Source organism: Chromatiaceae bacterium (assembly GCA_016714645.1).
Classification (GTDB): Bacteria; Pseudomonadota; Gammaproteobacteria; order Chromatiales; family Chromatiaceae; genus M0108.
The window spans coordinates 440,938-465,984 of sequence record JADKCI010000005.1 but is presented as its reverse complement, the minus strand read 5'-3'; the positions used below and the strand labels follow the sequence as shown (position 1 = coordinate 465,984).

The 25,047-nt window shown below is 64.9% G+C and carries 22 protein-coding genes; 9 read left to right on the top strand and 13 right to left on the bottom strand.

The genetic code is table 11. From position 1 onward, the window contains the following. Nucleotides 1–2: 2 nt before the first annotated feature. The 8 genes from IPN92_18695 to IPN92_18660 form a co-directional block, all read right to left on the bottom strand. Nucleotides 3–773: a segregation/condensation protein A gene (locus tag IPN92_18695; GenBank protein ID MBK8640206.1), complete on the bottom strand. Its 771-nt coding sequence runs from the start codon at nucleotides 771–773 to the stop codon at nucleotides 3–5. Between the two features lie 80 nt (nucleotides 774–853). Further along, nucleotides 854–2,071, bottom strand: a complete 1,218-nt coding sequence (locus IPN92_18690) for a tryptophan--tRNA ligase (GenBank protein MBK8640205.1) — start codon at nucleotides 2,069–2,071, stop codon at nucleotides 854–856. A gap of 69 nt (nucleotides 2,072–2,140) precedes the next feature. Continuing rightward, entirely contained in the window at nucleotides 2,141–2,812 is a 672-nt protein-coding gene (locus IPN92_18685; GenBank protein MBK8640204.1) for a site-2 protease family protein, read from the bottom strand. A gap of 66 nt (nucleotides 2,813–2,878) precedes the next feature. Beyond that, nucleotides 2,879–4,345: a YdiU family protein gene (locus IPN92_18680; GenBank protein MBK8640203.1), complete on the bottom strand. Its 1,467-nt coding sequence runs from the start codon at nucleotides 4,343–4,345 to the stop codon at nucleotides 2,879–2,881. Nucleotides 4,346–4,586: 241 nt separating this feature from the next. Continuing rightward, nucleotides 4,587–5,468: a hypothetical protein gene (locus IPN92_18675; protein MBK8640202.1), complete on the bottom strand. Its 882-nt coding sequence runs from the start codon at nucleotides 5,466–5,468 to the stop codon at nucleotides 4,587–4,589. Between the two features lie 154 nt (nucleotides 5,469–5,622). Continuing rightward, the gene (locus IPN92_18670; GenBank protein ID MBK8640201.1) at nucleotides 5,623–5,766 is read right to left on the bottom strand and encodes a light-harvesting protein; all 144 of its coding nucleotides are present in this window, start codon (nucleotides 5,764–5,766) and stop codon (nucleotides 5,623–5,625) included. Between the two features lie 10 nt (nucleotides 5,767–5,776). Continuing rightward, entirely contained in the window at nucleotides 5,777–5,941 is a 165-nt protein-coding gene (locus IPN92_18665; protein MBK8640200.1) for a light-harvesting protein, read from the bottom strand. A 414-nt stretch (nucleotides 5,942–6,355) separates the two neighbouring features. Further along, nucleotides 6,356–7,426, bottom strand: coding sequence for an alkene reductase (locus IPN92_18660; GenBank protein ID MBK8640199.1), 1,071 nt, complete (start codon nucleotides 7,424–7,426; stop codon nucleotides 6,356–6,358). Between the two features lie 184 nt (nucleotides 7,427–7,610). On the opposite strand from IPN92_18660, the gene IPN92_18655 reads away from it, so the two are divergent. The 7 genes from IPN92_18655 (at nucleotide 7,611) to IPN92_18625 (ending at nucleotide 17,071) form a co-directional block, all read left to right on the top strand. Continuing rightward, on the top strand, nucleotides 7,611–10,952 hold the full coding sequence (locus IPN92_18655) for a PAS domain S-box protein (protein ID MBK8640198.1): 3,342 nt from the start codon (nucleotides 7,611–7,613) through the stop codon (nucleotides 10,950–10,952). A 147-nt stretch (nucleotides 10,953–11,099) separates the two neighbouring features. Next, entirely contained in the window at nucleotides 11,100–12,233 is a 1,134-nt protein-coding gene (locus tag IPN92_18650; protein ID MBK8640197.1) for an FAD-dependent oxidoreductase, read from the top strand. 4 nt (nucleotides 12,234–12,237) lie between these two features. Beyond that, nucleotides 12,238–12,435, top strand: a complete 198-nt coding sequence (thiS, locus tag IPN92_18645; GenBank protein ID MBK8640196.1) for a sulfur carrier protein ThiS — start codon at nucleotides 12,238–12,240, stop codon at nucleotides 12,433–12,435. Nucleotides 12,436–12,467: 32 nt separating this feature from the next. Then, nucleotides 12,468–13,277, top strand: coding sequence for a thiazole synthase (locus IPN92_18640; GenBank protein MBK8640195.1), 810 nt, complete (start codon nucleotides 12,468–12,470; stop codon nucleotides 13,275–13,277). A gap of 7 nt (nucleotides 13,278–13,284) precedes the next feature. Continuing rightward, complete coding sequence (locus IPN92_18635; protein ID MBK8640194.1) at nucleotides 13,285–14,229, top strand: thiamine phosphate synthase; 945 nt, start codon at nucleotides 13,285–13,287, stop codon at nucleotides 14,227–14,229. 142 nt (nucleotides 14,230–14,371) lie between these two features. After that, nucleotides 14,372–16,060: a glutamine--tRNA ligase/YqeY domain fusion protein gene (locus tag IPN92_18630; protein MBK8640193.1), complete on the top strand. Its 1,689-nt coding sequence runs from the start codon at nucleotides 14,372–14,374 to the stop codon at nucleotides 16,058–16,060. A 39-nt stretch (nucleotides 16,061–16,099) separates the two neighbouring features. After that, on the top strand, nucleotides 16,100–17,071 hold the full coding sequence (locus IPN92_18625; protein MBK8640192.1) for a CHAD domain-containing protein: 972 nt from the start codon (nucleotides 16,100–16,102) through the stop codon (nucleotides 17,069–17,071). 18 nt (nucleotides 17,072–17,089) lie between these two features. Here the strand turns inward: IPN92_18625 and nudB are convergent, their stop codons facing one another. The 5 genes from nudB to IPN92_18600 form a co-directional block, all read right to left on the bottom strand. Beyond that, the gene (gene nudB, locus IPN92_18620) at nucleotides 17,090–17,605 is read right to left on the bottom strand and encodes a dihydroneopterin triphosphate diphosphatase (GenBank protein ID MBK8640191.1); all 516 of its coding nucleotides are present in this window, start codon (nucleotides 17,603–17,605) and stop codon (nucleotides 17,090–17,092) included. After that, on the bottom strand, nucleotides 17,602–19,380 hold the full coding sequence (aspS, locus tag IPN92_18615) for an aspartate--tRNA ligase (protein MBK8640190.1): 1,779 nt from the start codon (nucleotides 19,378–19,380) through the stop codon (nucleotides 17,602–17,604). The genes nudB and aspS overlap by 4 nt, the downstream gene beginning before the upstream one ends. Before the next feature lie 138 nt (nucleotides 19,381–19,518). Continuing rightward, nucleotides 19,519–21,549: an adenylate/guanylate cyclase domain-containing protein gene (locus IPN92_18610; protein MBK8640189.1), complete on the bottom strand. Its 2,031-nt coding sequence runs from the start codon at nucleotides 21,547–21,549 to the stop codon at nucleotides 19,519–19,521. Between the two features lie 11 nt (nucleotides 21,550–21,560). Beyond that, nucleotides 21,561–22,160, bottom strand: coding sequence for a hypothetical protein (locus tag IPN92_18605; GenBank protein MBK8640188.1), 600 nt, complete (start codon nucleotides 22,158–22,160; stop codon nucleotides 21,561–21,563). After that, nucleotides 22,157–22,708: a hypothetical protein gene (locus tag IPN92_18600; protein MBK8640187.1), complete on the bottom strand. Its 552-nt coding sequence runs from the start codon at nucleotides 22,706–22,708 to the stop codon at nucleotides 22,157–22,159. Before IPN92_18600 ends, IPN92_18605 begins: the two co-directional genes overlap by 4 nt. A gap of 318 nt (nucleotides 22,709–23,026) precedes the next feature. On the opposite strand from IPN92_18600, the gene IPN92_18595 reads away from it, so the two are divergent. Then, complete coding sequence (locus IPN92_18595; protein ID MBK8640186.1) at nucleotides 23,027–23,614, top strand: hypothetical protein; 588 nt, start codon at nucleotides 23,027–23,029, stop codon at nucleotides 23,612–23,614. A gap of 172 nt (nucleotides 23,615–23,786) precedes the next feature. Next, a complete protein-coding gene (locus tag IPN92_18590) occupies nucleotides 23,787–25,001 on the top strand; it encodes an MFS transporter (protein MBK8640185.1) in 1,215 nt (404 codons plus the stop codon). Nucleotides 25,002–25,047 lie beyond the last annotated feature (46 nt).

Here is a 25,047-nt window from a genome sequence, read left to right as displayed (position 1 = left end):
CCCTAGTCCCCGGTGCGCAGGCGCACATGGATGGGGGCGAAGGGCTCCGTCTGGACCAGTTCGATGGTGGCGGACTTGATGAGCTCCAGCACCGCCAGGAAGCTGACCACGATGCCCGCCCGGCCCTCATGAATTTCAAACAGATGGACGAAGGGGACAAAGCCCATACCCTGAAGCTTGGCCAGTACCAGGGTCATGCGTTCACGCAGGCTCAGGGACTCCTTCTCCACCCGGTGATTGGTGAAGAGGTCCGCCCGCGCCAGGAGGTCGCGCAGGGCCAGGAACACCTCGCGCAGATCGACCTCCGGCGGGATGAGGCGGCGATGGCCCGGGGGCACCGGGGCCTGGACCAGGTAGTGATCGCGCTCCAGGCGGGGCAGGGCGTCCAGGTCCTGAGCGGCCTGCTTGAAGCGTTCGTATTCCTGGAGCCGGCGGATCAGGTCGGCCCGGGGATCGGCCTCCTCCTCGATCTCGGCGGGGCGCGGCAGCAGCATACGCGACTTGATCTCCGCCAGCAGGGCGGCCATCACCAGGTACTCCGCCGCCAGCTCCAGGTGAAAATCCTTCATCAGCTCCACGTAGGCCATGTACTGATCGGTGATCCGGGCGATGGGGATGTCGAGGATGTCCAGGTTTTGGCGCTTGATGAGATAGAGGAGCAGGTCGAGGGGCCCCTCGAAGGTGTCGAGGAACACCTCCAGGGCATCCGGGGGTATGTAGAGGTCCAGGGGCAGGACCAGCAGGGGGGTGCCCTGGACGATGGCGAAGGGCATCTCCTGCTGCTGGGCGGGTCGTCCCACCGCGCCGCCGCCGGCCGCCGCGATGGCCGGGGCGGCCTCGCCCGAGGTCTCGCTCAACGAAAGTTCATGGACATGGCTTGGCGGACCTCGTCCATGGTCTTGCGGGCGACGTGGCGGGCGGCCTCGCTGCCCGCGGCGATCAGGTCGCGCACCCGTTCCGGTTGGGCCTCGAATTCCCGGGCGCGCTCCTGGATGGGTTTGAGTTCCGCCAGCACGGCTTCGATGACCGGTTGCTTGCAGTCGAGGCACCCGATGCCCGCCGAACGGCAGCCTTCCGCGACCCAGGCCCGGGTCTCGTCGCTGGAATAGACCTGATGGAGCTGATAGACGGGGCACTTAGCGGGTTCGCCGGGGTCGGTGCGACGGACCCGCGCCGGGTCCGTGGGCATGGTCCGCAGGGCCTTTTCCACCTGGGCGGGGGGATCGCGAAGCGCGATGGTGTTGCCGTAGGACTTCGACATCTTCTGGCCGTCCAGCCCAGGCATCTTGGAGGCCTTGGTGAGGAGGGCCTGGGGTTCCGGCAGGATGATGCGGCCGCTGCCTTCCAGGTAGCCGGAGAGGCGCTCGCGGTCACTGATGCCGATGTTGCCCTGGGATTCGAGGAGGGCCCGGGCCATCTCGAGGGCCTCGTGATCGCCCTGCTCCAGATAGGTCTTGCGCAGCTTATCAAAGAGCTTGGCGTTCTTTTTGCCCATCTTATCCTTGGCCTGTTCCGCCTTCTGCGCGAAGTCCGGCTCGCGGCCAAAGAGGTGGTTGAAGCGTCGCGCAATCTCGCGCGTCAGCTCCACATGGGCGACCTGGTCCTCGCCCACCGGGACCAGGCCGGCCTTGTACATGAGGATATCGGCGCTCTGGAGGAGGGGATAGCCCAGAAAGCCATAGGTGGCCAGGTCGCGCTCCTTCAGCCGCTCCTGCTGATCCTTGAAACTGGGTACCCGCTCCAGCCACCCCAGGGGGGTGATCATGGACAGCAGCAGGTGGAGTTCCGCGTGCTCGGGCACCTGGGATTGGATGAAGAGGGTCGCCTGGTCCGGGTCGATGCCCGCGGCCAGCCAGTCCACCACCATATCCCAGATGCTGGCGGGGATGATGGAAGGGTCATCGTAGTGGGTGGTCAGGGCATGCCAGTCGGCGACGAAGAAGAAGCAGCTGTATTCGTGCTGCAAGTCCAACCAGTTCTTGAGGACACCCTGATAGTGACCCAGGTGCAGGCGGCCGGTGGGCCGCATGCCGGAAAGGACGCGGCCGTTGGAGGGGGTTGCGGAGTTCAAGGCGGGAATTCCCCGGGGGTTCGGATGCCGATTCGGAAAAAGGGTGAGGAGAGGGTCGCGCGGCGGGGTTCAGGTCATGAAGAGTTCGCGCACCACGCCGGCGCCGGGCATAAGGCCGATAGTAAGGTTGACCAGGGGCCCCAGCAGGGTGCCCAGGACCCCCGTGACCAGGAGGACCACCAGCAGGATGAGGCCATAGGGCTCCAGGCGCGAGAAGGCGATGGCCAGGTGGCGCGGCAGCAGGGCGTTGAGCACCCGGCCGCCATCCAGCGGCAGGAGCGGGAAGAGGTTGAGCACCATGAGGAGCACGTTGATCAGGACCCCGGCGGCGCCCATGTAGGCCAGCGGTTGGGCCAGCCAGGGCGAGACATTCCAGAGGGCCAGGGCAAGCTGGATCGCCAGTCCCCAGATGATTGCCATCAGCAGGTTGGCGCCGGGCCCGGCCAGGGCGACCAGGGCCATGTCGCGGCGGGGATTATGCAGGTTGCGGACATCCACCGGCACCGGCTTGGCCCAGCCGAAGAGAAAGCCCGTGAGGAAAAAGGTCGCCAGAGGCACGACGACCGTACCGATGGGGTCGATGTGCTTGAGGGGATTGAGGGTCACCCGGCCCAGCATGCGTGCCGTGCGGTCGCCCAGGTAGCCGGCCGCCCAACCATGGGCGGCCTCGTGCACCGTGATGGCGAACAGCACCGGCAGCACCATGACGGCCAGGATTTGAATGTTATTGAGAATATCCATGGCGGCATTATAACCGTAAGAACCGGCTCCGGTGGCCTGGATGCCGGTATCCCTACACGCCAGAATTCAGGTCCCGCAAAAGGTCTGCTGGACAATCTGATGCGGCGAGGGCGGCCGCTGGTATTCGTCGAACCCGGGGCCTTCGTCCCAAGGCTGGGCGAGGGCCTGCAACAGGGCGTCGAGGGGCTTGAGGTCGCCGGCGACCGCCGCATCGAGGGCGGCCTCGACCTGGTGGTTTCTGGGGATGACCGCGGGGTTGGTGCGGCGCATGGCGGCCGCCCGCGCCTCCGGGGTGGCGGCTTCGCGCGCCAGGCGTGCCTGCCAACGGGCGATCCAGGCCGCGGCGGGGCCGTCCTCGCCGAGTTGGGCCCGGAGCGGCCCCTCCGTGCCAGTGGCGGCGGTGTTCAGGGCGCGGAAGCTGTTGGTGAAGTCGGCGCCGGTCGCGGCCATCGCCCGCAAGAGCCCCTCGATCAGGTCGGCGTCGTCCTCGTCTGCCTCCAGCAGGCCCAGCTTGGCCCGGAAGCAGGCCAGATAGGCCTGTTCGAAGCAGGGACCGAAGCCGTCGATGACCGCCTGGGCCTGGGCGACGGCCTGGTCCTGGTCGGGGCCGAGGAACGGCAATAGCGCCTGAGCCAGACGGGCAAGGTTCCACTGGGCGATCTGGGGCTGGTTGTCGTAGGCGTAGCGTCCGCCATGATCGATCGAGCTGTAAACCTGGCCGGGGTGATAGGCATCCATGAAGGCGCAGGGGCCGTAGTCGATCGTCTCCCCCGCGATCGACATGTTGTCGGTATTCATCACGCCATGGATGAAGCCGACGCCGAGCCAGCGGGCGATCAGTTCCGCCTGCCGGGCGACCACCGCGACCAGCAAGGCGCGATAGGGCTGGTCCGACGCCAGCGCCTCCGGGTAGTGCCGTGCCATGACGTAATCGGCGAGTTGTCGGAGGCCATCCGTATCCTGGCGCGCCTGGAAGTATTCGAAGGTGCCCACCCGCACATGGCCGCGCGCCACGCGCGTCAGTACGGCGCCGGGCAGCGCCCCGGCCTCGCGAAAGACGGGCTCCCCGGTCGCGACCGCCGCCAGGGAGCGGGTCGTCGGGATGCCGAGGGCCTGCATGGCCTCGCTCAGGATGTATTCTCGCAGGACCGGCCCCAGCCAGGCCCGGCCGTCGCCCCCCCGGGAGAAGGGCGTGCGACCGGAGCCCTTGAGCTGAATATCGAAGCGCTCGCCGTTCGGGTTCAGGATCTCCCCCAGGAGAAGCGCCCGGCCATCGCCGAGCCGAGGCACGAAGCCGCCGAACTGGTGGCCGGCATAGGCCATGGCCAGCGGGTCAGCCCCGGCCGGCACCTGGTTCCCCGCGAGCACGGCCAGACCCTCGGGGGACCGCAGGACAGCGGTGTCTAGCCCGAGTTGTTCCGCGAGCGCCTCGTTGAGCTTGATGAGTCGCGGTTGCGCGACAGGGACCGGCGCCTGGCGGGCGAAGAAGCGCTCCGGCAGCCGTGCGTAGCTGTTATCAAAGGCGAATGTCATCTGGGGATCCCCGTTTGCATGGTGATGCGACGCTTCGCTTCCCACCGCGATTGCCGAGGGTGGATCGAACGCATTTTTGATCCCAGGGATATTGAGGCGGTTTTTCAGGTCTGGTAGGCCCCGCCTCGGGGTCGGTCGCCAACCCTTGGTGGGTGCAAGAACGACGGGGCCGCTTTAGCGACCCCGTACCACCGCCTTGAGCGGCTCACAATTCAGCCCCCGGCTTTGAGCCGGGAGAGGGTTAGACGGTTTTTGGCCGGCCCCTCGGCTTAAGGGTAACCGGACCCTCGACGGGGCGATCATCAGCCGGCGATTCTGGGGCGGGGGAGGCCTGAATGACCTCGTCGGGCGAGGCAGACTCGGCCGGATCGGTCGCTTGAACCGGCGGTTCCTCTACAGCCGCCGCGAGGGAAACCTCGGCCGGGGCTTGTGGGGGCTCGTCCATGGCCGGGGCTGCCGGCTGATAGGGGGCCGGTGGCGGTGGGTTGCCGCTCGCCTCACCGGAGGCCACCCAGCCAACAAGCGTGTTAAGGCCTAAGCGCGAAGACAGAGGGGTCGCGTCACTGCTCAGCAGATCGAACCCGAAGTATCGACTCAGTGAGTAGCTAGGATCCAGCGTGGGGAAACCCATCCAGCTAGAAAAGGGTGCTGGCCGGTCATGCTCGAAAAGCAGGCGGGAACCGAGCCATTTCGAGAGCGGGCCTGGCTCACCACTTTTAGAAAGCAAGGGGAAACCCATCCACTTTGAAAAGGGCGCGGGGTCATTTTGCTTAAGGACTGGCCACTGCAAAGCCGTGGATAAGGGCGTAACCGTTTCTTCCCAGCAGTTCGCGGGCTGCGCCGACGCCAGGAGGTGGCTATTGATGGGTTCGCAACTGTCCAGGATGTCGATCGCGGCCTGGCCATGGCCAAAGGCCGCTCGGACCAGCACGAAGATGCGGCCCCGGGCGAGGTTTTCAGCATAGACTTCGGTATCGTTGCCGATCATGTACCCCAAGAGGGCTTCACCGCTCGCGCCCGCTGCCACCAGGTGAATCGTGTTTTCGGGGAAACCACCCTTCCTAAGCTTGGTTATGGCATCCCGGGCCTTCTGTTCGGTTTCGTACATCCGTACGTAGGTCATGATGGCTCTCCAGAAGCGTTTGCGGAGAAATTCGCAGTGGCGGCAGGGCGGACCCCATTGGCGGCTTTTCGGTCAACCCCGATAATGGGGCGGGGTCGGGTTTGGTGACTTCCGACCCCTCAAGGCCAGCCTCCCGCGAGAGAGGCCGCGAGATCTAACCACCCCAATAGGCGGAAAACCACTTGACGTGGGAGAGGATCTCGTAATGCACCAGCAACGCGATCACGGCGACCGAGCCCAGCAACAGCGGCAGGCCAACAGTAGGTTTAACAACACACCAAATTCTACCCTGGTTCATGATCTTCTCCTCAGCCAAGCCACGGGGTCAGGAACGCCGCAAGGACGTGCGCAATCAGGGCGATCACAAAGAACACCCGCGTACCGTCGATAACGTGTTTATGAAGCTCTTCCGACTCTTTGATAGTGAGCCCGGTGGGCCATACCCGGTCCGGATCGTTCAGATCAGTTGCCATGTGCATTCTCCAAAGACAAAAAGAGGTCTCGACAACCTCGATATCGTGCGAACCCCGCGCGGGCCTAATCACCTACCGCGCCAAAGGGAGAGGAGGGAACAATTGCTAGAGACGGGCGGTGGCCTGTCGCTACCGGGAGAAATATTTCCCTCTAGCTGAATCTTACGAACACCATCAAGCTCTGTCAACAAGACTTAACAAATAAAAGTGTCAATTTAAGTTGACACTGGTAGACGATCCGCCTCTCCGCCCGGCCCCGCGCCCTCGTACCCCTGACCATGCTGGCGCTGACCATGACCCAGCAGGGCGTGCCACCAACGGCAGGTAAGCCCGGGGTCGCGTGAGAGTGCCGTTCGTCGTGATCGCCGCTGATCATGGCCCGGACCCCCCTTTAGGTGGCCCTGGTGGCCCTGGTCAGGCTTCCCAAACGGGATAGTCCGTGTAGCCATCAGGCCCGGGGGAGTAGAAGGTTGCTTGTTCAGGCTCATTCAGCGGCGCACCCGCCTTGACCCGCGCCGGCAGGTCTGGGTTGGCCAGGAAGCCGGTGCCAAAGGCCACCGCGTCGAGTGTTCCCTCCGCGACGGCGGTCGCGGCTTCCTCCGGGCCATAGCCCATATTGCCGATGAGGACGCCCTGGTATCGCTCACGCACGGGCGTTACGACATCACCCTGCTGCTGACTAAAAAAATCGCCACGCATCAGATGCAGGTAGGCTAGGTTGAAGCGGTTTAGCTCCCCAGCCAGCCAGGTGGCCAGGCCAATGGGATCACTGTCGATCATGTCGTTGTAGCTGTTGAGCGGAGAAATGCGCAGGCCCACGCGATCACTGCCCCACACCCCACTGACGGCCTCGATGACCTCGAACATCAGGCGGGCGCGGTTCTCCAGGCTGCCGCCATAGGGGCCAAGGCGCTGGTTGGTGCCGTCACGCAGGAACTGGTCGAGCAGGTAACCGTTGGCGCCATGCAGCTCGACCCCATCGAAACCGGCCAACTTGGCGTATGCCGCCGCCTGGCGAAAGCCCGCGACGATGGCGGGAAGCTCCTCGTCGGCGAGGACCCGTGGGACGACGTAGGGTTGCTTACCCGCTGGGGTATTGACTTTGTCGCCGGCAATCGCAAGGGCGCTGGCCCCGACGGGTTGGACCCCGTCATTGAGGAGGGGATGGCAGGCGCGCCCGCCGTGCCAGATCTGGAGGAAGATACGGCCATCGGCGGCATGGACGGCATCGGTCACCTGCTGCCAGCCCGCGGCATGGGCCGCGGAGTAGATGCCCGGCTCCGTCCAGAAGGCCGAGTTCCCGGCCATGGCCATGGTGGCCTCAGCAATCAGCAGGCCGGCACTCGCGCGCTGGGCATAGTGTTCGGCCATCAAGGCGTTAGCGAGGTGCTCGTCACCCGCCCGGCAGCGAGTCAGGGGCGCCATGAAGATACGGTTGGGGGTGGTAATGGCGCCGATGCGCAGTGGGGTGAAGAGATCAGGCATAATGATATTCAGCCAAGGGGGTAGGTGGATGGGAAGAAGGCAAGGGTTGGGCCTCACTTAGGTGCGGCCATCCCCTTTTCAATCCTCGGGTCCGGCTCCCGCCTGGCCAGCGCACCCCGCGACGGCCCTCCAGGATCCCATGGGCGCGCGTCTCTTCCCGATCGACACGGCGAGTGCCCATCAGATGAGCGAAACCACGACTGCCAGCCCCGTCTCGCACCCGCCTGGGGCGGAATCTCGGTTTCAGATCCTCTTCGACCAGGCTCCGGTGGGCATGGTCCTGTTCGATCCGGCGAGTGGTAGCCTCCTGGAGGCCAATCAGCGCCTTGCGACCATTCTGGGCCTAAGCCCCGCGGCCTTGGCGATTTTCGACTGGAAGTGCCTCGGCCACCCGGATGATGAAGTAACAGACGGTGACCCTCCAATACCCCCCGGCAGCGGGTGCCTTGATGATTACCAGGGCCAGAGGCGGCATCTGCGACCCGATGGCTCGGTGGTCTGGATCAGGGTGACCGCCACTCGGGTCGTGACCGGCCCCGGGGCGGGACCCCAAATCCTGGCCATGGTCGAGGACATCACGGCATCGATAGGGAAAGAGGAATCGTTGCCTCCGAGCGAGGAACAAGGCCCCTCAGGGTTCGCGGTTACCGGTGACTCACGCCGGGAACTGGATGCCCAAAGGTGCAATAGCGACGTCAGTTCGATTGCCGAGGAGTTCATCAGGGCCAGCGAGATCAAATTCAAACACCTCTTCCAATTCGCACCCATCCCTTTGGCGCTGAAGGATCCCGACGGCAGGATTCTGCTCTGCAATCACCAATTCGTGCGGACCTTCGGGTATTCCGCCGAGGATATTCAGACCCTGAGTCGCTGGTATGAGCTGTTTTATCCCGATGAAGCCTATCGCCGCCAGGCAGTGGCTTCCTGGGAAAAGGTCTTGCCCAAAGGGGTTGAAAACGACTCCTTGATGGGTCCCTTTGAATTTCGCATGACGCGCAGGGACGGCGCGGTCCGTCATGTCGAGATATTCGCCATGACCCTGGACAGGGAAGAATTAGCGGCCTTCATGGATGTGACGGATCGCAAGCAAGCCGAGCTAGCCATGTTGGAGAGCGTTGAACGCCTCAATGAAGCCCAACGGGTGGCCCATATCGGTAGTTGGGAATGGGACGTGAAACGGAACAGGGTCTGGTGGTCCGAGGAACTCTACCGCTTGTTTGAACTGGTCCCGGGTCGGGACCTGCCCCCGTCACGGGAGGAATTGTGGGGCAAGTTTGTGCACCCCGACGATCAGTCGGCGGCTCTGGCGGCCTACACTCAGGCCCTGGCCGAGAGGCGTGGTTTTAAGATCCATGTCCGCCTGCTGCTGCCCGATGGCCGCATCAAACATATCGAGAGAATTGGTAGAGCCGAATATGCCCCGGACGGCACCGTAACCATGACTCGCGGAACGACACAGGATATTACGCAAAATAAAGTAATCGAGAATCATCTGCGTATCAGCGAGGAACGGCACCGCCTGCTGGCCGATAATGCCGGTGATGTCATCTGGACTTTTGATTTTCATAGAGGGCTGACCTATGTCAGTCCATCCATCGAGAAATTGACCGGGTATCGGCCGGAAGAATACCTGCGGCTAAAACTTGAGGATACCTGTCATCCTGATTCATGTCTCATCCTCAGAGAGGCCATCGCCTCGGCCTACGCTCAGGTACAGGCAGGGATTCCGGTTACTTTCCAAATCTGGGATTTCGAGGAACTGCACAAGGATGGCTCAAGCGTCTGGACCGAGATCAAGGCCAGCGGCATTTACGATAACGATGGCAATTTCGTGGAATTGCTGGGCATCACGCGGGATATCAGTGAGCACAAACGGAGCGAGAATGAATTGCGGCAAGCGCGGCTCGTCGCGGAGGGCGCCAATCAGGCCAAGAGCGAGTTCCTGGCCCACATGAGTCACGAGATCCGCACCCCCCTCTACTCCCTGCTGGGCCTGGCCCAGATGATCGACCGCGAGCCCCTCAGTGCCAACCAGCGGGACATGGTCAGGCGCATCCATGACGCCGGCCAGACCCTGTTGGGCATCATCAACGATATTCAGGATCTTTCCCGGATCGAAGCCGGCAAGATCGAGATCGATAACCGGCCCTTTGATCTCGGGGCGCTGTTGCAACAACTCGATGGCCTCCTGGGTCTCAAGGCCAGGGCCGAGGGGCTTGATCTGCGGATTGCGGGTTTGCTGGAACCCCTCGGGCCCCTCAGGGGCGATGACCTGCGCCTGGGTCAGGTGCTGACCAACCTGATCGGCAACGCCATCAAGTTTGCCCCGGGGGGCGAGGTCACCGTCCGGGTCCAGGTCATTGCCCTCACCCCAAGGTCTGCGCGTCTGCGCTTTGAGGTGCGGGACACGGGCATGGGCATCTCCCCGGAGGTCCTGACAGCGCTTTTCACCCCCTTCACTCAAGGCGATGCCACCATTACCCGGCGCTTTGGCGGCACGGGTCTGGGTCTGGTCATCAGCAAGCGGCTGGTGGAATTGATGGGTGGAGAGATTGGGGCCCTTAGCCAGCCGGGACAGGGCAGTAATTTCTGGTTCGAACTACCTTTCGAACGGGCCGATCATGGCGAGCTGGCCGCCCCGGTCTTGGCCGAGCCGGCGCTTGGCCTGGGACCGTGGCTGCGGGGATGCGCTTTTCTGGTGGTGGACGATAGTGAGACGCACCTTGCCCTGATGAAACAGGCCCTGGAATGGGAAGGGGCCGGGGTCATTACCGCCACCGATGGGCAGCAAGCCGTCCAGATCCTGGAGTCGCAACCTCGAGACTTTGATGCGGTGCTGATGGACCTGCAAATGCCGGTGATGGATGGGCTCACGGCAACCCGGCTGATCCGTGACCGGCTTGCGCTGACCGATCTGCCCATCATCGTCCTTACCGCTGGGGTCCTGCCGGAGCAACGGCAGGCGGCGCATGAGGCCGGCGCCGATGCGGTGATGACCAAGCCGGTGGATCTGGACCAAATCGCAGGGCTGTTGCGGCCCTGGGTGCCCACCCAGGAGCCAGCGGCAACCCAGACCTCGACATCGGCGCCGGCGGCCCCCGCCCTGCCTGGCCCCTTGGCGGAGGCATTCCCGCCCATCGCCGGGATCAACACAATCAAGGCCGCGAAACTATTCCATGGCAACCCGGAATTGTTGCGAAAATTCCTCGATACCTTTGTCAGGGATTACGCCAGGGTGGTCGAGGCGACCCGTGATGATCTTGACCAGGGGGAGCGAGTGAACGCGGCCCGGCGCTTGCACAAGGTCCGGAGTTCCGCGGCAAATATCTGTGCCCTGGAGCTGATGCAGCAGGCGGGCATGCTGGAGGATGCTCTTCTCCAGGGCGAGACCCATATCGAGGCGGGGCTCCGGGTCCTGGGCCGCCAGATCGATGCGCTTATCGCTGCCAGCGCGCCCTGGCGAGGGGTCCCGACGGCAGAGGGGGAGGGCCCGGCCCAGCCACACCCACCGGGCAGTAAAGTTTGATAGTAAGCCTTCAGATCTCCCTGCCACAGGGGTTGAGTTCGGTAGCTCACGCCACTGCTTCTCTGGCTCCCTCCCCCTTGGTGGGGGGGTTGGGGAGAGGGGGCTGAAGGATTACCTTTGATGTTCCATTTTTGAATCCATAGCCCTATGCAAAATAACACCTCTTTTCCTGGCGAGCCGGTGCTGGTGCTGGGTGCCGGCCTGATGGGCCGCCTGCTGGCCTTGACGCTGACCCAGGCCGGGCACCCGGTTCGGATCCTCGATGCCGGCCCGCCCGACGGCAGTGGTGCCGCCGCCTGGGTGGCCGCCGCCATGCTGGCTCCACTGGCCGAATCGGCCATTACCGAGCTCAATGTCGTCGCCATGGGCCAGTATGCCCTGAGCCGCTGGCCAAGCCTGATCGCAGGGCTGCGGCGCCCGGTCTTTTTCCAGCAAAACGGCACCCTGATTCTCTGGCACCGGCAGGACGCCCCCGAGGCCCGGCGCTTCAGCGGCCTGCTGGCCGCCACCGGCCGGGCCATGCCGGAACTACCCCAGCCACTCACCCTTGACGGCGAGGGCATCGCCGGCCTGGAGCCGGCCCTGGCCCGGCGCTTCCACGAGGGGCTCTATCTGCCGGGGGAGGCCCAGATCGACAACCGCCAACTGCTGGGGGCCCTGACCGAGACGCTCGGGGACCTGGGGGTGCCGATCGAATGGCACACCGCTCTGTCCCTGGAGCAGGCGTTGGACATCCAGGACCGTCATGGCGGCTGGGTGCTCGACTGCCGCGGCCTGGGCAGCCAGGGCGAATGGCGCACGCCCGAGGAGACGCTGCGCGGCGTACGCGGCGAGGTCGCGCGCATCCATGCGCCCGACGTCACCCTGCACCGCCCGACCCGGTTGCTGCATCCACGCTACCCCCTCTACATTGCCCCCAAGGAAGACTATGTCTTCGTGATTGGCGCTACCGAGATCGAGAGTGACGACCTGTCGCCGGCCAGCGTCCGTTCCACCCTCGAGTTGCTGAGCGCCGCCTACGCCGTCCACCCGGGCTTTGGTGAGGGCCGCATCCTCGAACTCGCCACCCGGTGCCGTCCCACCCTGCCGGACAACCTGCCCGCGATTTACGAGGTGCGCCCCCGCGTCCTGCAGGTCAACGGCCTCTATCGCCACGGTTTCATGATCTCCCCGGCCCTGCTCGACGCCGTGCTGGAGTGGATGCAAACCGGGCAAACCACCTTGGCCGCGCGCCTGCGGCTGAGTTTCCACACCGCGGCCACCGCCGCCGTAACGGCTTGAACCTATGCGCGTGCTCATCAACCAGACCCCCTGCGAACTCGCCGACAACGCCACCCTGGCCGACGCCATCCAGGCCGTCGCGGCCAACGAGCCCTATGCCGCCGCCCTCAACCTGAACTTCGTGCCTCGCGGCCGCCATGCCCAGACGCCCCTGGCGGAGGGCGATCACATCGAAATCATCGCGCCCGTATCCGGCGGCTGAACGCCGCGGCGCCCCACCCCACAGGCCATGCCATGACCCTTGCCCCCGCCCCTCAAGCCGATCCCCTGCTGCTGTATGGCGAAAGCTTTGCTAGCCGCCTACTGCTCGGTACCGCCCGCTATCCCTCGCCCGCCGTGCTGGAGTTGGCCGTCGGCCGGGCCCAACCCTGCCTGCTGACGGCCTCGCTGCGGCGCCAGGGCGCCAGCGGTCTCGATCCCAACCAGGGCTTCTGGCCCCTGCTGCGCAAATTGCGGGTGCCGGTGCTGCCCAATACCGCCGGCTGCCACAGCCCCCGGGAGGCCATCACCACCGCCGAGATGGCGCGGGAGGTCTTCGAGACCGATTGGATCAAGCTGGAGGTGATCGGCGACGACTACAGCCTGCAGCCCGACACCCTCAATCTGGTCGAGGCCGCCGCGCAACTGATCAAGAGCGGCTTCAAGGTGCTGCCCTACAGCACCGACGACCTGGTGCTGTGCCAGCGCCTGGTCGATGTCGGCTGCCAGGCCGTCATGCCCTGGGCCGCGCCCATCGGCACCGGCAAGGGCCCCATCAACCCCTACGCCTTGCGCACCCTGCGCGAGCGCCTGAGCGTGCCCTTGATCGTCGACGCCGGGCTGGGTCTGCCCTCGCACGCCTGCCAGGTGATGGAATGGGGCTTCGACGCCGTGCTGCTCAATACCGCGGTGGCCCTGGCGCGGGAGCCGGTAGCCATGGCCGGGGCCTTTGCCGATGCGGTGCGCGCCGGCCGCGGCGCCTTCCTGTCCGGGGCCATGACGGCCCAGGAGGTTGCCCAGCCCAGTACCCCGGTGTTGGGTACCCCCTTCTGGCACCATGCCTGATCCGGCCATGTCCGCTCCCGCCCTGCCGCGTGCGCTAGATCTGACCCTCACCCTGGTCGAGCGGCACGCGGCGCTCGGTCTGGCCATCCAGGCCGATCCCCAGGCCCTGCCCGACGAGGACAGCCCCTACGGTATCACTTTTGCCGCCGCCCGCCGGCTCGGCTTCATCCCCGCCGACGCCGCCTGTCTGGCGCGTGCCTGGCACCGCCAGAGCGCGCGCACCGGCCACTTCGACCCGGAGGTCTGGCCGGTCGATCCGGCCGACTTCGGCATGAGCCCCAGTCCGCGCTCGCCCGCCTTCGCGCCCTGCCCGCAAGCCCTGGGCCTTTATGCCGTGCTGCCCAGTGCCGACTGGGTTGGCCGCCTGGCACGCGCCGGTGTGTCCACCCTGCAACTGCGCTACAAATCCGGCGATGCCGCCGCCCTGCGCGCCGAGATCCAGGCCGCGGTGGCCGCGGTCCAGGGCACCGACAGCCTGCTGTTCATCAACGACCATTGGCGCGAGGCCATCGCCGCCGGGGCCTACGGCGTGCATCTGGGCCAGGAAGACCTGGATAACCTGGGCCCCACCGAGGTCGGGGAGATACGCGAGGCCGGCCTCCGCCTGGGCCTAAGCACCCATGGCTATGCCGAGATGCTGCGCGCCGACACCCTCGGCCCGAGCTACCTGGCCCTCGGCGCCGTGTATCCGACCACGCTCAAGGCCATGGCCACCCCACCCCAAGGCAGCGCCCGGCTGGGGGCCTACGCCCGCCTGCTGCGTGACCGCTCGCTGGTGGCGATCGGCGGCATCGCCGCGGCGCAACTACCCGACATCGCGCGTGCCGGCGTCGGTTCCTTCGCCGTGGTCCGCGCCATCACCGGCGCCGAACAGCCGGAAGTCGCGGCGGCAACCCTGCGGCAAGCCTGGGAGCAGGCCACCCAGCGGGCGCGCTACCCGTCAGGCCACTAAGCGCGGGTCAAGAGCCTGAATAACCTAGCGATCCGATGAAATCAAAAAGGTGGCTGTCGATACCCGAATCCAGGTATCCTTCCAGCCTTGATATTTTTGTGGAGGCACTTGGGCCTCCCTTCGTCTTCGTGATCCCAATCCTATGTCCGATACCCAGAACTCCACCCTGACCGCCCCGGGGAAAACCAATTTCATTCGCCAGATCATCGAGCAGGATCTGGCCAGTGGTAAACATTCGCGTATCCTCACGCGCTTCCCGCCGGAGCCCAACGGCTATCTGCACATTGGTCATGCCAAGTCCATCGTCCTGAATTTTGGCTTGGCGCTGGACTATCCGGGTCATTGCAATCTGCGTTTCGATGACACCAACCCCCTCAAGGAGAACCTGGAGTTCGTCGCGGCCATCGAGGCGGACGTGCGCTGGTTGGGCTATGACTGGGGCGAGCGGACCTTCTTTGCCTCGGACTACTTTCAGCAGCTCCACGACTTCGCCGTGGACCTGATCCGCAAGGGCCTGGCCTATGTCTGCGACCTGGATGCCGAGCAGACCCGCGTCTACCGCGGCACCTTGACCGAGCCGGGCCAGGACAGCCCCTACCGCGATCGTACCCGAGAGGAAAACCTGGACCTCTTTGCCCGCATGCGCGCCGGCGAGTTCCCGGACGGCGCCCGCACCCTGCGCGCCAAGATCGATATGGCCTCGCCCAACATCAATCTGCGCGATCCGGTCCTCTACCGCATCAAGCACGGGGTGACCCACCACCAGACCGGCAGTCAGTGGTGTCTCTACCCCATGTACGACTACACCCATCCCATTTCCGACGCCCTGGAAGGCATCACCCATTCCCTCTGCACCCTGGAGTTCGAGGACCATCGCCCCCTCTACGACTGGGTGATCGAAAACCTGGACCTGCCCTGCCAGCCGCGCCAGATCGAGTTCTCCCGCCTCAACCTGGAGTACACGGTGATGAGCAAGCGCCTCCTCACCCAACTGGTGAGCGAGGGCCACGTCGAGGGCTGGGACGACCCGCGCCTGCCCACCCTCGCGGGTCTCCGCCGCCGGGGCTATACCCCCGCCGCCATTCGCGCCTTCTGCGACCGCATCGGCATTACCAAGTCCGACAATCTGGTGGAGATGTCCCTGCTGGAGAACACCATCCGCGAGGACCTGGACGCCACCAGCGACCGTCGCCTGGCGGTGCTGCACCCCCTCAAGGTGGTGATCGGGGACTATCCTGCGGATCGGGAGGAGACCATCGAACTGGCCAATCACCCCAAGGACGAGATGCGCGGCGTCCGCGCCCTGAGCTTTGGCCGCGAGCTCTATATCGATCAGGCCGATTTCGCCGAGGACCCGCCCAAGGGCTTCAAGCGCCTGGTCCCCGGCGGGGAGGTTCGGTTGCGCGGGGCCTACGTCATCCGCTGCGACCAGGTCATCAAGGACGCCGCGGGCGAGGTCATCGAGCTGCGTTGCCGTCACGATGCCGCGACCCTGGGCCGCAATCCGGAGGGCCGCAAGGTCAAGGGCGTCATCCACTGGGTGCCCGCCGCCATAGCGGTGGCCGCCGAGGTGCGCCTCTATGACCGCCTCTGCGCCGTGCCCCATCCGGGTGCCGGCGGCCGCGATTTTCTCAACGACATCAACCCGGACTCCCTGCGCACCCTCACCGGCTGCCTGGTCGAGCCCGCGCTCCTGGCGGCGGCGCCGGGCGATCGCTTCCAGTTCGAGCGCGAGGGGTATTTCGTCGTCGATCGCGATTCCCGTCGCGATCGGTTGATCCTCAACCGCACCGTGGGGCTGCGGGATACCTGGACCGGCCAGGGCCGCTAATTCATAACAATATCGCTGAACTTCGGAGACCGAGGCCTCATGTCGAGCATTATCAAATCATCCGCTCCCGTCACGCCGAGCCAAAACGTCAGCAAGGCCTTTGCCACCATCATGGCGCACAACTATGAATTTATCGTCGCGTGGGAGGACAAGGCCAAGAACTGGGAAGACATCGAGGGCGTCCATCAGATGCGCGTGGCCATCCGGCGCCTGCGTTCGGCCCTGTCGCTCTTCCGCGCCGCCATTCCAAAAGAGGCCAGCAAGCCCTGGTCCGAGGAGATGCGGTGGATCGTCGGCGAACTGGGACTGGCGCGGGACCTGGATGTCTTTATCGACGAGGGACTGACGCATGCCGCCCCCCATCTACCCCTCCCGGGGGCGGAGGGCCTGGATCGCGTGGCCCGGTTGCGGCGGGCCCGTGCCTACCAGGAACAGGTCGAGCCCATGCTCGAGAGCAAACGCTATCGCCAATTCAAGGAAGGCTTTCACGACTGGTATGCCCATCGCCGCTGGGAAGGCACGGTGGAGAAGCAGCGCAAACCGCGTAATCTTCAGGACAGCAAACTGGTCCCTTTTGCCCGTGCCCTCCTCGACAAGCAGGAGCGTCAGGTCCTCCTGGTGGGTAGCCATGTGGACCGTAACAACGCCGCGGCAATGCACCAACTACGCATCGAGTGCAAGAAGCTGCGTTACGCCGCCGAGTTCTTCCGCCCCCTGTTCAATGGCATGGATAGTTTCATCGCCCACATGAAGGGCATTCAGGATTTGCTGGGTCTCATGAACGATGTCTCGGTCACCCGGCATGTCCTGGACACCATCCTCGCCGAGGAAAGCAATCATGAGATCCTGGTTTACGCGGGCGGTCTCATCGGCTGGCGGACCTGTGACTTCTTCCACTCCCTGGGGCGCTTCGACGGTTTCTGGAACGAGTTTACCGAGGCCCGCCATCCCTGGTGGAAGAGTGGCGCCCTGATCGATGCGCTAGAGCTGGAGTCGGTCGCCGCTGCCTGAGGTGTCACCCCTCCCGATCTAGCGCCAAGCCATTGGCGCCCCCGCCAGCAGGCTCGCCAGCAGCCGGATGGCCTGGCGATTGGTCCAGGACCTGGCCAGGCCGGCGGCCCCGGAGGCGGGCAGCCAGCAGACCTCCTGGTGCTCGCCGGGGTTGAGGCGGATCAGTCGCCGCAGGGGCAGCACCAGGGCGAACCAGTGCTCCAGGTTGTCATGGACCTGGGGGGCATAGCGTTCCCGCCAGGCAGGGAGGATGGGGAAGCGCTCCCGATGATTCAGATCGAGCAGGGCCGCTTCCGGCAGGCTCAACCCCGTCTCCTCCCACAGCTCCCGTCGGGCGGCCTGGCGGGGGTTCTCCCCCGGTTCCAGGCTGCCGGTCACGGATTGCCAGAAGCCGGCAGGCCGGGTGCGGCGCAGGAGCAGGAATTCCCCGGCGAAGGTGGCGATCACCAGCAGCACGGACTCCGGACGCTTAAAGGGAGCGGTCGGATGCCGGGTTCCGGCGTCACGCCTTGGCGGTGGCGCGCCCCGTCTCAAGGCCGCAACTTGATCCGCAAGGCCAACTCGTTGAGCTGGGCCTGATCGACCGGCGAGGGGGCGGAGGTCAGCAGGCAGGCGGCGGTCTGGGTCTTGGGGAAGGCCATGACATCGCGGATGGAGCTGGCGCCGGTCATCAGCATCACCAGGCGGTCCATGCCGAAGGCGAGGCCGCCGTGGGGCGGGCAGCCATACTTGAGGGCCCGCAGCAGGAAGCCAAAGCGGTCCTCGGCCTGCTCGTCGCTGATGGCCAGCAGCTTCAGGACCTGGCGTTGCACCGCCTCGCGGTGGATACGGATGGAACCACCGCCGATCTCGGTGCCATTGAGCACCATGTCGTAGGCGCGGGACAGGCAGGCGCCCGGGTCGCTGTCCAGGAGACCGATCTGGTCCTCCTTGGGCGAGGTGAAGGGGTGGTGCAGGGCCGTCCAGCGGCCGGTGTGAGGCTCGCGCTCGAACATGGGGAAGTCCACCACCCACAGCGGGTGCCAGCCCTCGGCCATCAGGCCCAGGTCCTGGCCCAGCTTGACGCGCAGGGCGCCGATGGCCTCGTTGACGATGTTGGCCTTGTCGGCGCCGAAGAAGATGAGGTCCCCGTCCAGGGCGCCGGTGCGCGCCATGATGCCCGCCACGGCCGCGTCTGGCAGGAACTTGAGGATGGGCGATTGCAACCCCTCCCGCCCCTGGCCGGTCCAGTCGTTGACCTTGATGTAGGCCAGCCCCTTGGCGCCGTAGATGCCGACGAACTGGCCATAGTCATCGATGGCCTTGCGGCTCAGTTCGCCACCCTTGGGCAGGCGCAAGGCCACGACCCGGCCCTCGGGGTCCTTGGCCGGACCCGCGAAGACCTTGAAGTCCACCTCTGCCATGAGATCGGCGACATCGATCAACTCCAGGGGCACGCGCAGGTCGGGGCGGTCCGACCCAAAACGCCGCATGGACTCGGCATAGGTCAGGCGGGGCAGGGGGTTGGGGAGTTCGGCCCCCAGGATCTCGCGAAAGAGTCGCCGGATCATCTCCTCCGTCAGTTCCATGAGTTCATCCTCGTCCATGAAGGAGACCTCGATATCGAGTTGGGTGAACTCGGGCTGGCGGTCGGCGCGCAGGTCCTCGTCGCGGAAGCAGCGGGCGATCTGGTAGTAGCGATCCATGCCCGACATCATCAGCAACTGCTTGAAGAGCTGCGGCGACTGGGGCAGGGCGAAGAACTCGCCGGGATGGGTGCGGCTCGGCACCAGGTAGTCGCGGGCCCCCTCGGGGGTGGACTTGGTGAGGATGGGGGTCTCGATGTCCAGGAAACCATGGGCATCCAGGAAGTTGCGCAGGTTCCGGGTGATACGGCTGCGCTGGCGTAGACGTTCCTGCATCTCGGGGCGGCGCAGATCGAGGTAGCGGTAGCGCAGGCGCAGTTCCTCGGCGGCGTCGCGGCCATGATCGTCGAGCTGGATCGGCGGGGTCTCGGAACTGTTGAGGATGGTCAGGGCGCGGGCCAGGATCTCAACCTCGCCGGTGGGCATGTCCTTGTTTTCGGTGCCCTCCGGGCGTGGGCGCACCCGCCCCTCGATGCGGAGGACAAACTCGCTGCGCGCTTGCTCGGCCAGGCGGAAGGTCTCGGGATTGTCCGGGTCGATCACCACCTGAATCAGACCGCTTCGGTCGCGCAGGTCGATGAAGATGACGCCGCCGTGATCCCGGCGACGGTGGACCCATCCGCTCAGTGAAACGTCCTGACCAACCTGTTCGCGGTTCAGATCTCCGCAATAATGACTGCGCATGCGCTTTGGCTCCGCTGTGAGTGCCCGCTGGGGTGCCGCCCGAGGCGACCTGGAAAAAGGATTGCAAGATACCGAGGGGGGCTGGGGAGTGCAAGGGCGGCACCCTCGAGCGCATCGGGGCTGCATGGGTGCGGCCGGTCAGGGCAGCAGGTGATAAACGGGCGTGTTACCGTAGTTTTTCGCCAGTTGCTGATAGCCCAGGTACTCACAGGCATACCAGGGGGAGCAGGGTCTGCCCCGCGAGGCCTGTTCGGCGCAATGGGCGCCTTCCTCCGCGGTCAGTAAGGCGACGAATTGTTGCGAGGCATAGACATTGCCCGGGAGGGTGATCGGCTCGATGCGGGCCGTGCGGGAGACATGACTCCCATAGACGATGGGGCGCCCGGTCAGGGGGTGCTGGCCCGTATAGACGGGGCCGGCGTGGAGACCGATGCGCAGGCTCAGGTGGTCCGGCAGGCCATGGATGCGTGGATCGAGGCGGATAAAGCTGTCCTGAAGGGCAAAGGCATGATGCAGGAGGGAGCGGGCGCTGGACATGACCACGTAGAGGGCATCGCCCCAGCTTTCCACCAGATCCGGCGGGGAGCTGATGTCATCCAACCGGCGCTGGACCTTGGCCAGGTAGCTCCAGAGCCCCGGCAATTCCTCTTCGCGGAGCTTGCTGAAGCCCACCAGGTCGGCGAACAGTAGGGTCCTGAGCACCCGTTGGGGTTCCCGCCGCAGGCCGCTGGGTGGGGCAGGGCGGACGGCGGGCGGCGGGGCGGCCAGGGTTGGCGTCGCGGCGAGGGTGCGTGCGCGTACGGCGTCCAGATCGATCAGCCGCAGGCGGCCTGGGTCTGGCCAGTGGTCCATGAAGTCCGCCGCCGTCCCGGCCCCCTGTTCGGCGGCATAGTCCCAGACCAACAGCAGGTGCGGGGTCGTCCCCAACAGATCGGCGCGCAGGCGGGCGAGACCGTCGATAATCTGATTATTGAAGCGGAACAGCCAATCGTGACCGAGATAGTGCTCCTCGGTGGCATGGTTGACGCTGGCAACCAGTTTGAGGGCGTGCCGAAAGCGTCGCTCCCAGCGGGCGCCCGCGGGGGCGACCCGTTCGCGGATGAAATCCTCTGTGGCGAAGGGCAATACCAGGTGGACCTCGGCGTCCCGCTCCAGCATGGCCTCGACAAACAGCAGCTCGGTTCCGGCGCTCGCCGAGCTGTAACCGATGTGGGCGCCCAGCTTGTCGAGGTGTTCCTGGATGGCATGCCTGACCGCCTCCTCGCAGGGGGGCGGGAAAATGGGCGGCGAGGCCCCGGGGAGGTCGAGGGGGTGCCCGCCGCCGATCAGAATGACCGGCGGGCGCAGCAATTCCATCAGGGCGGCGGGGACGGGGAAATCCCCTTCCTGGAGCGAGAGGAGGCGATTACGGACCTCGACGACCCAGGCGTAATGCACCTGGCCATCGCTCAAGGCCTGTCGGAACTGGTCCTCGGCCAGGGCCGGCTCTGCCAGCAGCAAGCAGCATTCGGCCTGATGGGCGAGGGTGAAAAACCGGTCTTTGGGGCCGAGCTCCTCCCGCGCCCCGGTCGTGGCGGCCCGCACCTGGCGCGCCAGGGTCCGCGCCAGTTCCGTCTCGCCCAGCAACCAGGAGAGGCGGGCCGCATGGACACCGTTCCCCGCCTGGCGATGGGCCTGGAAGGCCCGCAGATGGGCCTGCCGGCTCTTGCGGAGATCCTCGGGGCTGCCTTGGTGACGCCAGAGTTCGGCATGGATGCGGGCGCATAGATCCAGGGTACCCAGGTCTTCCGGGGTTCCGACCGAGGTCCTCTCCCCCAGGTGCTTCAGGTGGGTGGCGAGTTCCAGGACCCACGCGAGGCGGGGCTCCCCTGGCGGGTCCCGGGCTTCCTTGAGGAGCGGCGGGAGGTGCTGGCGCAGGGTAGCGAGGACCTGGTTCGCGATCGGTTCCAGGGCCTCCAGGGCGTCGGGCATCTTGCACAGGATCTTGCGCGCCTCCAGCATGCCACCGCTGCGCATCAGGGCCAGGATCGCCAACAGCCGCAGGCGCCGGCTGTCGGGGTAATCGCGCCGCGCCTGTCCAGACCGGTCGTAGGCCAGAAAACACTGACCTTCCTCGATCAGGCCCTCGATCTGGCGAATCCAATCCGCTTCGCTCGGGGATGGTTCCATGTCGGATGCGCTCAGCGTCCCATGAAACCGAAGGGGTCCAGGGTCCTGACGGGCTGGGACATCTGATTGACGTTATAACCCATACCCTGGGTGGTCTGGTTCAGCAGCTCGAAACGTCCGGCCATCTCCCCGACCCCGTTGGTAATGGTGGCGACATGCTGATCCATGGTGGCCAGGTTTTGATCCATGAAGCGGACATCGTGATTCATGTTGGCCATGTCCTGGTTCATGAGTACCAGATAATCCTTCATGGGCGGCAGGCTGCGCACCTGCTCGTTCATGCCGAGGACGGACTGGGTAATGGTCCGCATGTCACGATCCACGGCCGCGAAATGCTGCTGCATGCGGTCCATGGTACTGATCATGTCAAGCATGGCTTGCGCCAGATCCTGGATCAGGTAGAGATTGATGACCGCGAGAATGGCCAACAGCAGCAGCACCCCGCGGATGATCCCCATGGTGCGCCGAGCGATCCCGGTGCCAATGCGGTTTTCTTCCGTCATCCGGTTATCGACCTCGGTGACGGCCTGGTGGAAAACCTCGATGATCCGGGTCGTGTCGGTCAGGCTCGTCCCCTGGGCGGTCGGCGGTTGAGCGGTTTGGTGGATCATTTCAAGGGCGTCATCGAGTTGAAGATCCGCATGGGCCCGGACATGCGGTTAACGTCGGCGCCCATGATGCCGACCGTCTGATTTATGAAGGCAAAGCTGGAGGTCATGCGCGTGACGCTTTGGGCAATACTGGCCATGTTGGTATCCAGGTTATCCATGCGCACCGAGAGGCTGTTGGTGGAGCCGGTCAGCTCCCGGACACTCCCTTGCATCCGGTACATTTCCCCGGACATGAGCGGCAAGGGGCGGACATTGGATTCCATTTCTAGAATGGCATCCTTCATGACCAGCATGTTTTGCGAAATATGGGTGAAATGACCATTCATGGTATCGACGGAGCCGATCATGGGCTTGATCTGATAGGCGAGCGTCAGCAGCAGCAGGAACATGCTCACCCCGATGACCGCCAGACTGATCATGCCGAAGCGGACCACCGAGGTAGTTCGCCGCGCCACCCGCAGGTGCATGGCGAACTGCTGATCCAGAATGTGCTTGAAACCCGCGGCGATCTCTTCGATTCGGGCCTGGTCCTCGGGGGCGATGGGCATGTGTTGACGCCTGCTGGGCGGAAAGGGAGTTAGGAAGCCCCGCCGGTGGTGTGGGCGCCGGGCTTTGCCTGGGGGCTGATAGCGGTACGATGTTAGCCGCACCTCAGGCGATCGACAAGACTGTCGAGCTCTGGCATGCGGGAGGATGATCGGGGCGACCCTGAAAACCGAAAACTCAGGGTTGTTCGGTATATTATTGATTGGCTCCAGTGCCTGCCAAGGCTGACAAGGAGGCCTCTTGTCCTGCTTCCCATGCGATGCCGATGTTTTTCTGATCTGGCTTGTGAAGAACTTATTGCCGATATTTTAGGAGTTTAAATGAATAAATCCCTATTACTCGCCGTTCTGCTAGCTACCGCTGGCTTCCAGGTGGTCGCGGCCGAAGCGACCGCGACCGGTGTCCACGCCAAGCCGGTGCCGGTAGCCGCCGAGGTGACCCTCATTACGGCGCGGATTGAATCCACCAATCCCAAGACCCGGACCCTCATGATCAAGGATGCCCAGGGTAACCTGACGGCCATGAAGGTCGGCAAGTCGGTCCCCGACTTCGACAAGATCAAAAAGGGCGACGAGTTCGTGGTTGAATTCACCCAGGCCATCGCCGTTGGTCTGGTGGCGGCCCCCAAGGGAGCCAAGCCCGGTATTACGGAAACACGCACCCTGGCGGTCTCCGGCAAGGGCTCCAAGCCCTTTGCCGAGGAAGTGGATACCGTGGCGGCCACGGCCAAGATCCTAAGCATTGATGCAAAGAAACGCTCCGCCGTGCTGAGCATGCCGGATGGCAAGCACCTCAAGGTTCAGGTGGGCAAGGCCGTTTTGGGATTGGAAAAGTTCAAGGTCGGCGATGAGGTGCTGGTCGAGTACGCCCAGGAATTGGCGATCGGTTTTGTAGCGCCGAAGAAGTAATCGCCTGTTTGCACCAGGAGGGGGCGGGGTGTCAAGCCTTCCCGTCCGCTCCTGGCATCAGGGAAGCCAGCGGTCATTTCAGTGAAACCCGTCAGGTTTTATCACATCAGGATGCCTTAACCCTGTGGATCCCCGTCAGGCTCATTCGCCCAACCCTTCCCAGGAACTGCCTCTGTCCCTGGTGCTGCGGGTGTTTTTACCCTTCGCCGCCGGCTATTTCCTGTCCTACCTCTACCGAACCATCAACGCGGTGCTGGCCCCGGAACTGGAGTCCGCCCTGGGGCTCGACGCCGCCGCCCTGGGGCTGCTGACCAGTGTTTACTTTTTGACATTCGCGGCCTTTCAGTTGCCGCTTGGCATCCTGCTCGACCGGTTCAGCCCCCACAAGGTCGAGAGTGTGCTCTTGATACTCGCCGCCGCGGGCGCCGCCCTGTTCGCGATCAGTGATGGTCTGGGAGAGCTGGTCCTGGGGCGGGCGCTGATCGGTCTGGGGGTATCGGCCTGCCTGATGGCCAGCCTGAAAACCTTCGTCTTGTGGTTTCCGCCCCAACGCCTACCGGCGGTGAACGGCTGGGTGCTCGCCGCGGGGGGGCTGGGCGCCCTGACCGCGACCGCGCCGGTGGAGTGGGCCATGGAATTGACCTCTTGGCGGGGGGTCTTCGCCGGACTGGCGGTGCTGACCCTACTGGCGGCGGCGGTGCTGTTCCGAGTGGTCCCGGACCGGCCAGCGGCGGCTCAGGCGGGCGACTGGCGGGTTCAGTGGCGCGGTATTGTGGCGATATACACCAGCCGGGTATTCTGGCGTTTGGCCCCCATCAGCCTGCTGGTGATGAGTAGCCACATGGCGATTCAGGGTCTCTGGGCGGGACCCTGGCTACGGGATGTGGCGGGTCTCGATCGGATGGCGGTGGCGGATCATCTCTTCTGGGTCGCGGGGGGCATGGTGGCTGGGTTTCTGTCGATGGGTACCATGGCTTATCGTCTCAGCCGCCTGGGGATTCCCCCGGTGGTGGTCTCGATGTGTGGAGTGGTCATATTCCTCGCGCTGCAGTTGCTCATAGCCTTGGGCTATACCGGCGCCACCCTGCTGATTTGGTTGGGCTTTGGTTTCTTCGGCACCTCCGCTAACCTGAGCTATGCCGTCCTATCGCAGACCTTTCCACGGGAATTGGCCGGGCGGGTGAACACGGCCTTGAATTTGCTGGTCTTCGTGGGCGCCTTTGTCACCCAGTGGGGCCTGGGCGCGGTGATTGGACTCTGGCCGGCCACGTCCGGGGGCTATGCCCCTCACGGCTACGGCATGGCCTTCGGCCTGGTCCTGGTGTTGCAGCTTGCCGCCTTGGGTTGGTATGGGTTCGCGGGCTTAGGACCTAAACCCAAGGCCTGACGGGAACCGGCCCGGGGGATTAGGTGACGCACCAGGGTGGCGTGGC

Bases quoted from the DNA above. Each gene is read 5' to 3' on its own strand.
- IPN92_18655 (MBK8640198.1), top strand. From the start codon at position 7,611: ATGAGCGAAACCACGACTGCCAGCCCCGTCTCGCACCCGCCTGGGGCG.
- IPN92_18640 (MBK8640195.1), top strand. From the start codon at position 12,468: ATGACCCTTGCCCCCGCCCCTCAAGCCGATCCCCTGCTGCTGTATGGC.
- IPN92_18595 (MBK8640186.1), top strand. From the start codon at position 23,027: ATGAATAAATCCCTATTACTCGCCGTTCTGCTAGCTACCGCTGGCTTC.
- thiS (MBK8640196.1), top strand. From the start codon at position 12,238: ATGCGCGTGCTCATCAACCAGACCCCCTGCGAACTCGCCGACAACGCC.
- IPN92_18685 (MBK8640204.1), bottom strand. From the start codon at position 2,812: ATGGATATTCTCAATAACATTCAAATCCTGGCCGTCATGGTGCTGCCG.
- IPN92_18695 (MBK8640206.1), bottom strand. From the start codon at position 773: ATGCCCTTCGCCATCGTCCAGGGCACCCCCCTGCTGGTCCTGCCCCTG.
- IPN92_18675 (MBK8640202.1), bottom strand. From the start codon at position 5,468: ATGACCTACGTACGGATGTACGAAACCGAACAGAAGGCCCGGGATGCC.
- IPN92_18650 (MBK8640197.1), top strand. From the start codon at position 11,100: ATGCAAAATAACACCTCTTTTCCTGGCGAGCCGGTGCTGGTGCTGGGT.
- IPN92_18670 (MBK8640201.1), bottom strand. From the start codon at position 5,766: ATGAACCAGGGTAGAATTTGGTGTGTTGTTAAACCTACTGTTGGCCTG.
- IPN92_18630 (MBK8640193.1), top strand. From the start codon at position 14,372: ATGTCCGATACCCAGAACTCCACCCTGACCGCCCCGGGGAAAACCAAT.
- IPN92_18635 (MBK8640194.1), top strand. From the start codon at position 13,285: ATGTCCGCTCCCGCCCTGCCGCGTGCGCTAGATCTGACCCTCACCCTG.
- IPN92_18610 (MBK8640189.1), bottom strand. From the start codon at position 21,549: ATGGAACCATCCCCGAGCGAAGCGGATTGGATTCGCCAGATCGAGGGC.
- aspS (MBK8640190.1), bottom strand. From the start codon at position 19,380: ATGCGCAGTCATTATTGCGGAGATCTGAACCGCGAACAGGTTGGTCAG.
- IPN92_18680 (MBK8640203.1), bottom strand. From the start codon at position 4,345: ATGACATTCGCCTTTGATAACAGCTACGCACGGCTGCCGGAGCGCTTC.
- IPN92_18600 (MBK8640187.1), bottom strand. From the start codon at position 22,708: ATGCCCATCGCCCCCGAGGACCAGGCCCGAATCGAAGAGATCGCCGCG.
- IPN92_18660 (MBK8640199.1), bottom strand. From the start codon at position 7,426: ATGCCTGATCTCTTCACCCCACTGCGCATCGGCGCCATTACCACCCCC.
- IPN92_18605 (MBK8640188.1), bottom strand. From the start codon at position 22,160: ATGATCCACCAAACCGCTCAACCGCCGACCGCCCAGGGGACGAGCCTG.
- IPN92_18625 (MBK8640192.1), top strand. From the start codon at position 16,100: ATGTCGAGCATTATCAAATCATCCGCTCCCGTCACGCCGAGCCAAAAC.
- IPN92_18665 (MBK8640200.1), bottom strand. From the start codon at position 5,941: ATGGCAACTGATCTGAACGATCCGGACCGGGTATGGCCCACCGGGCTC.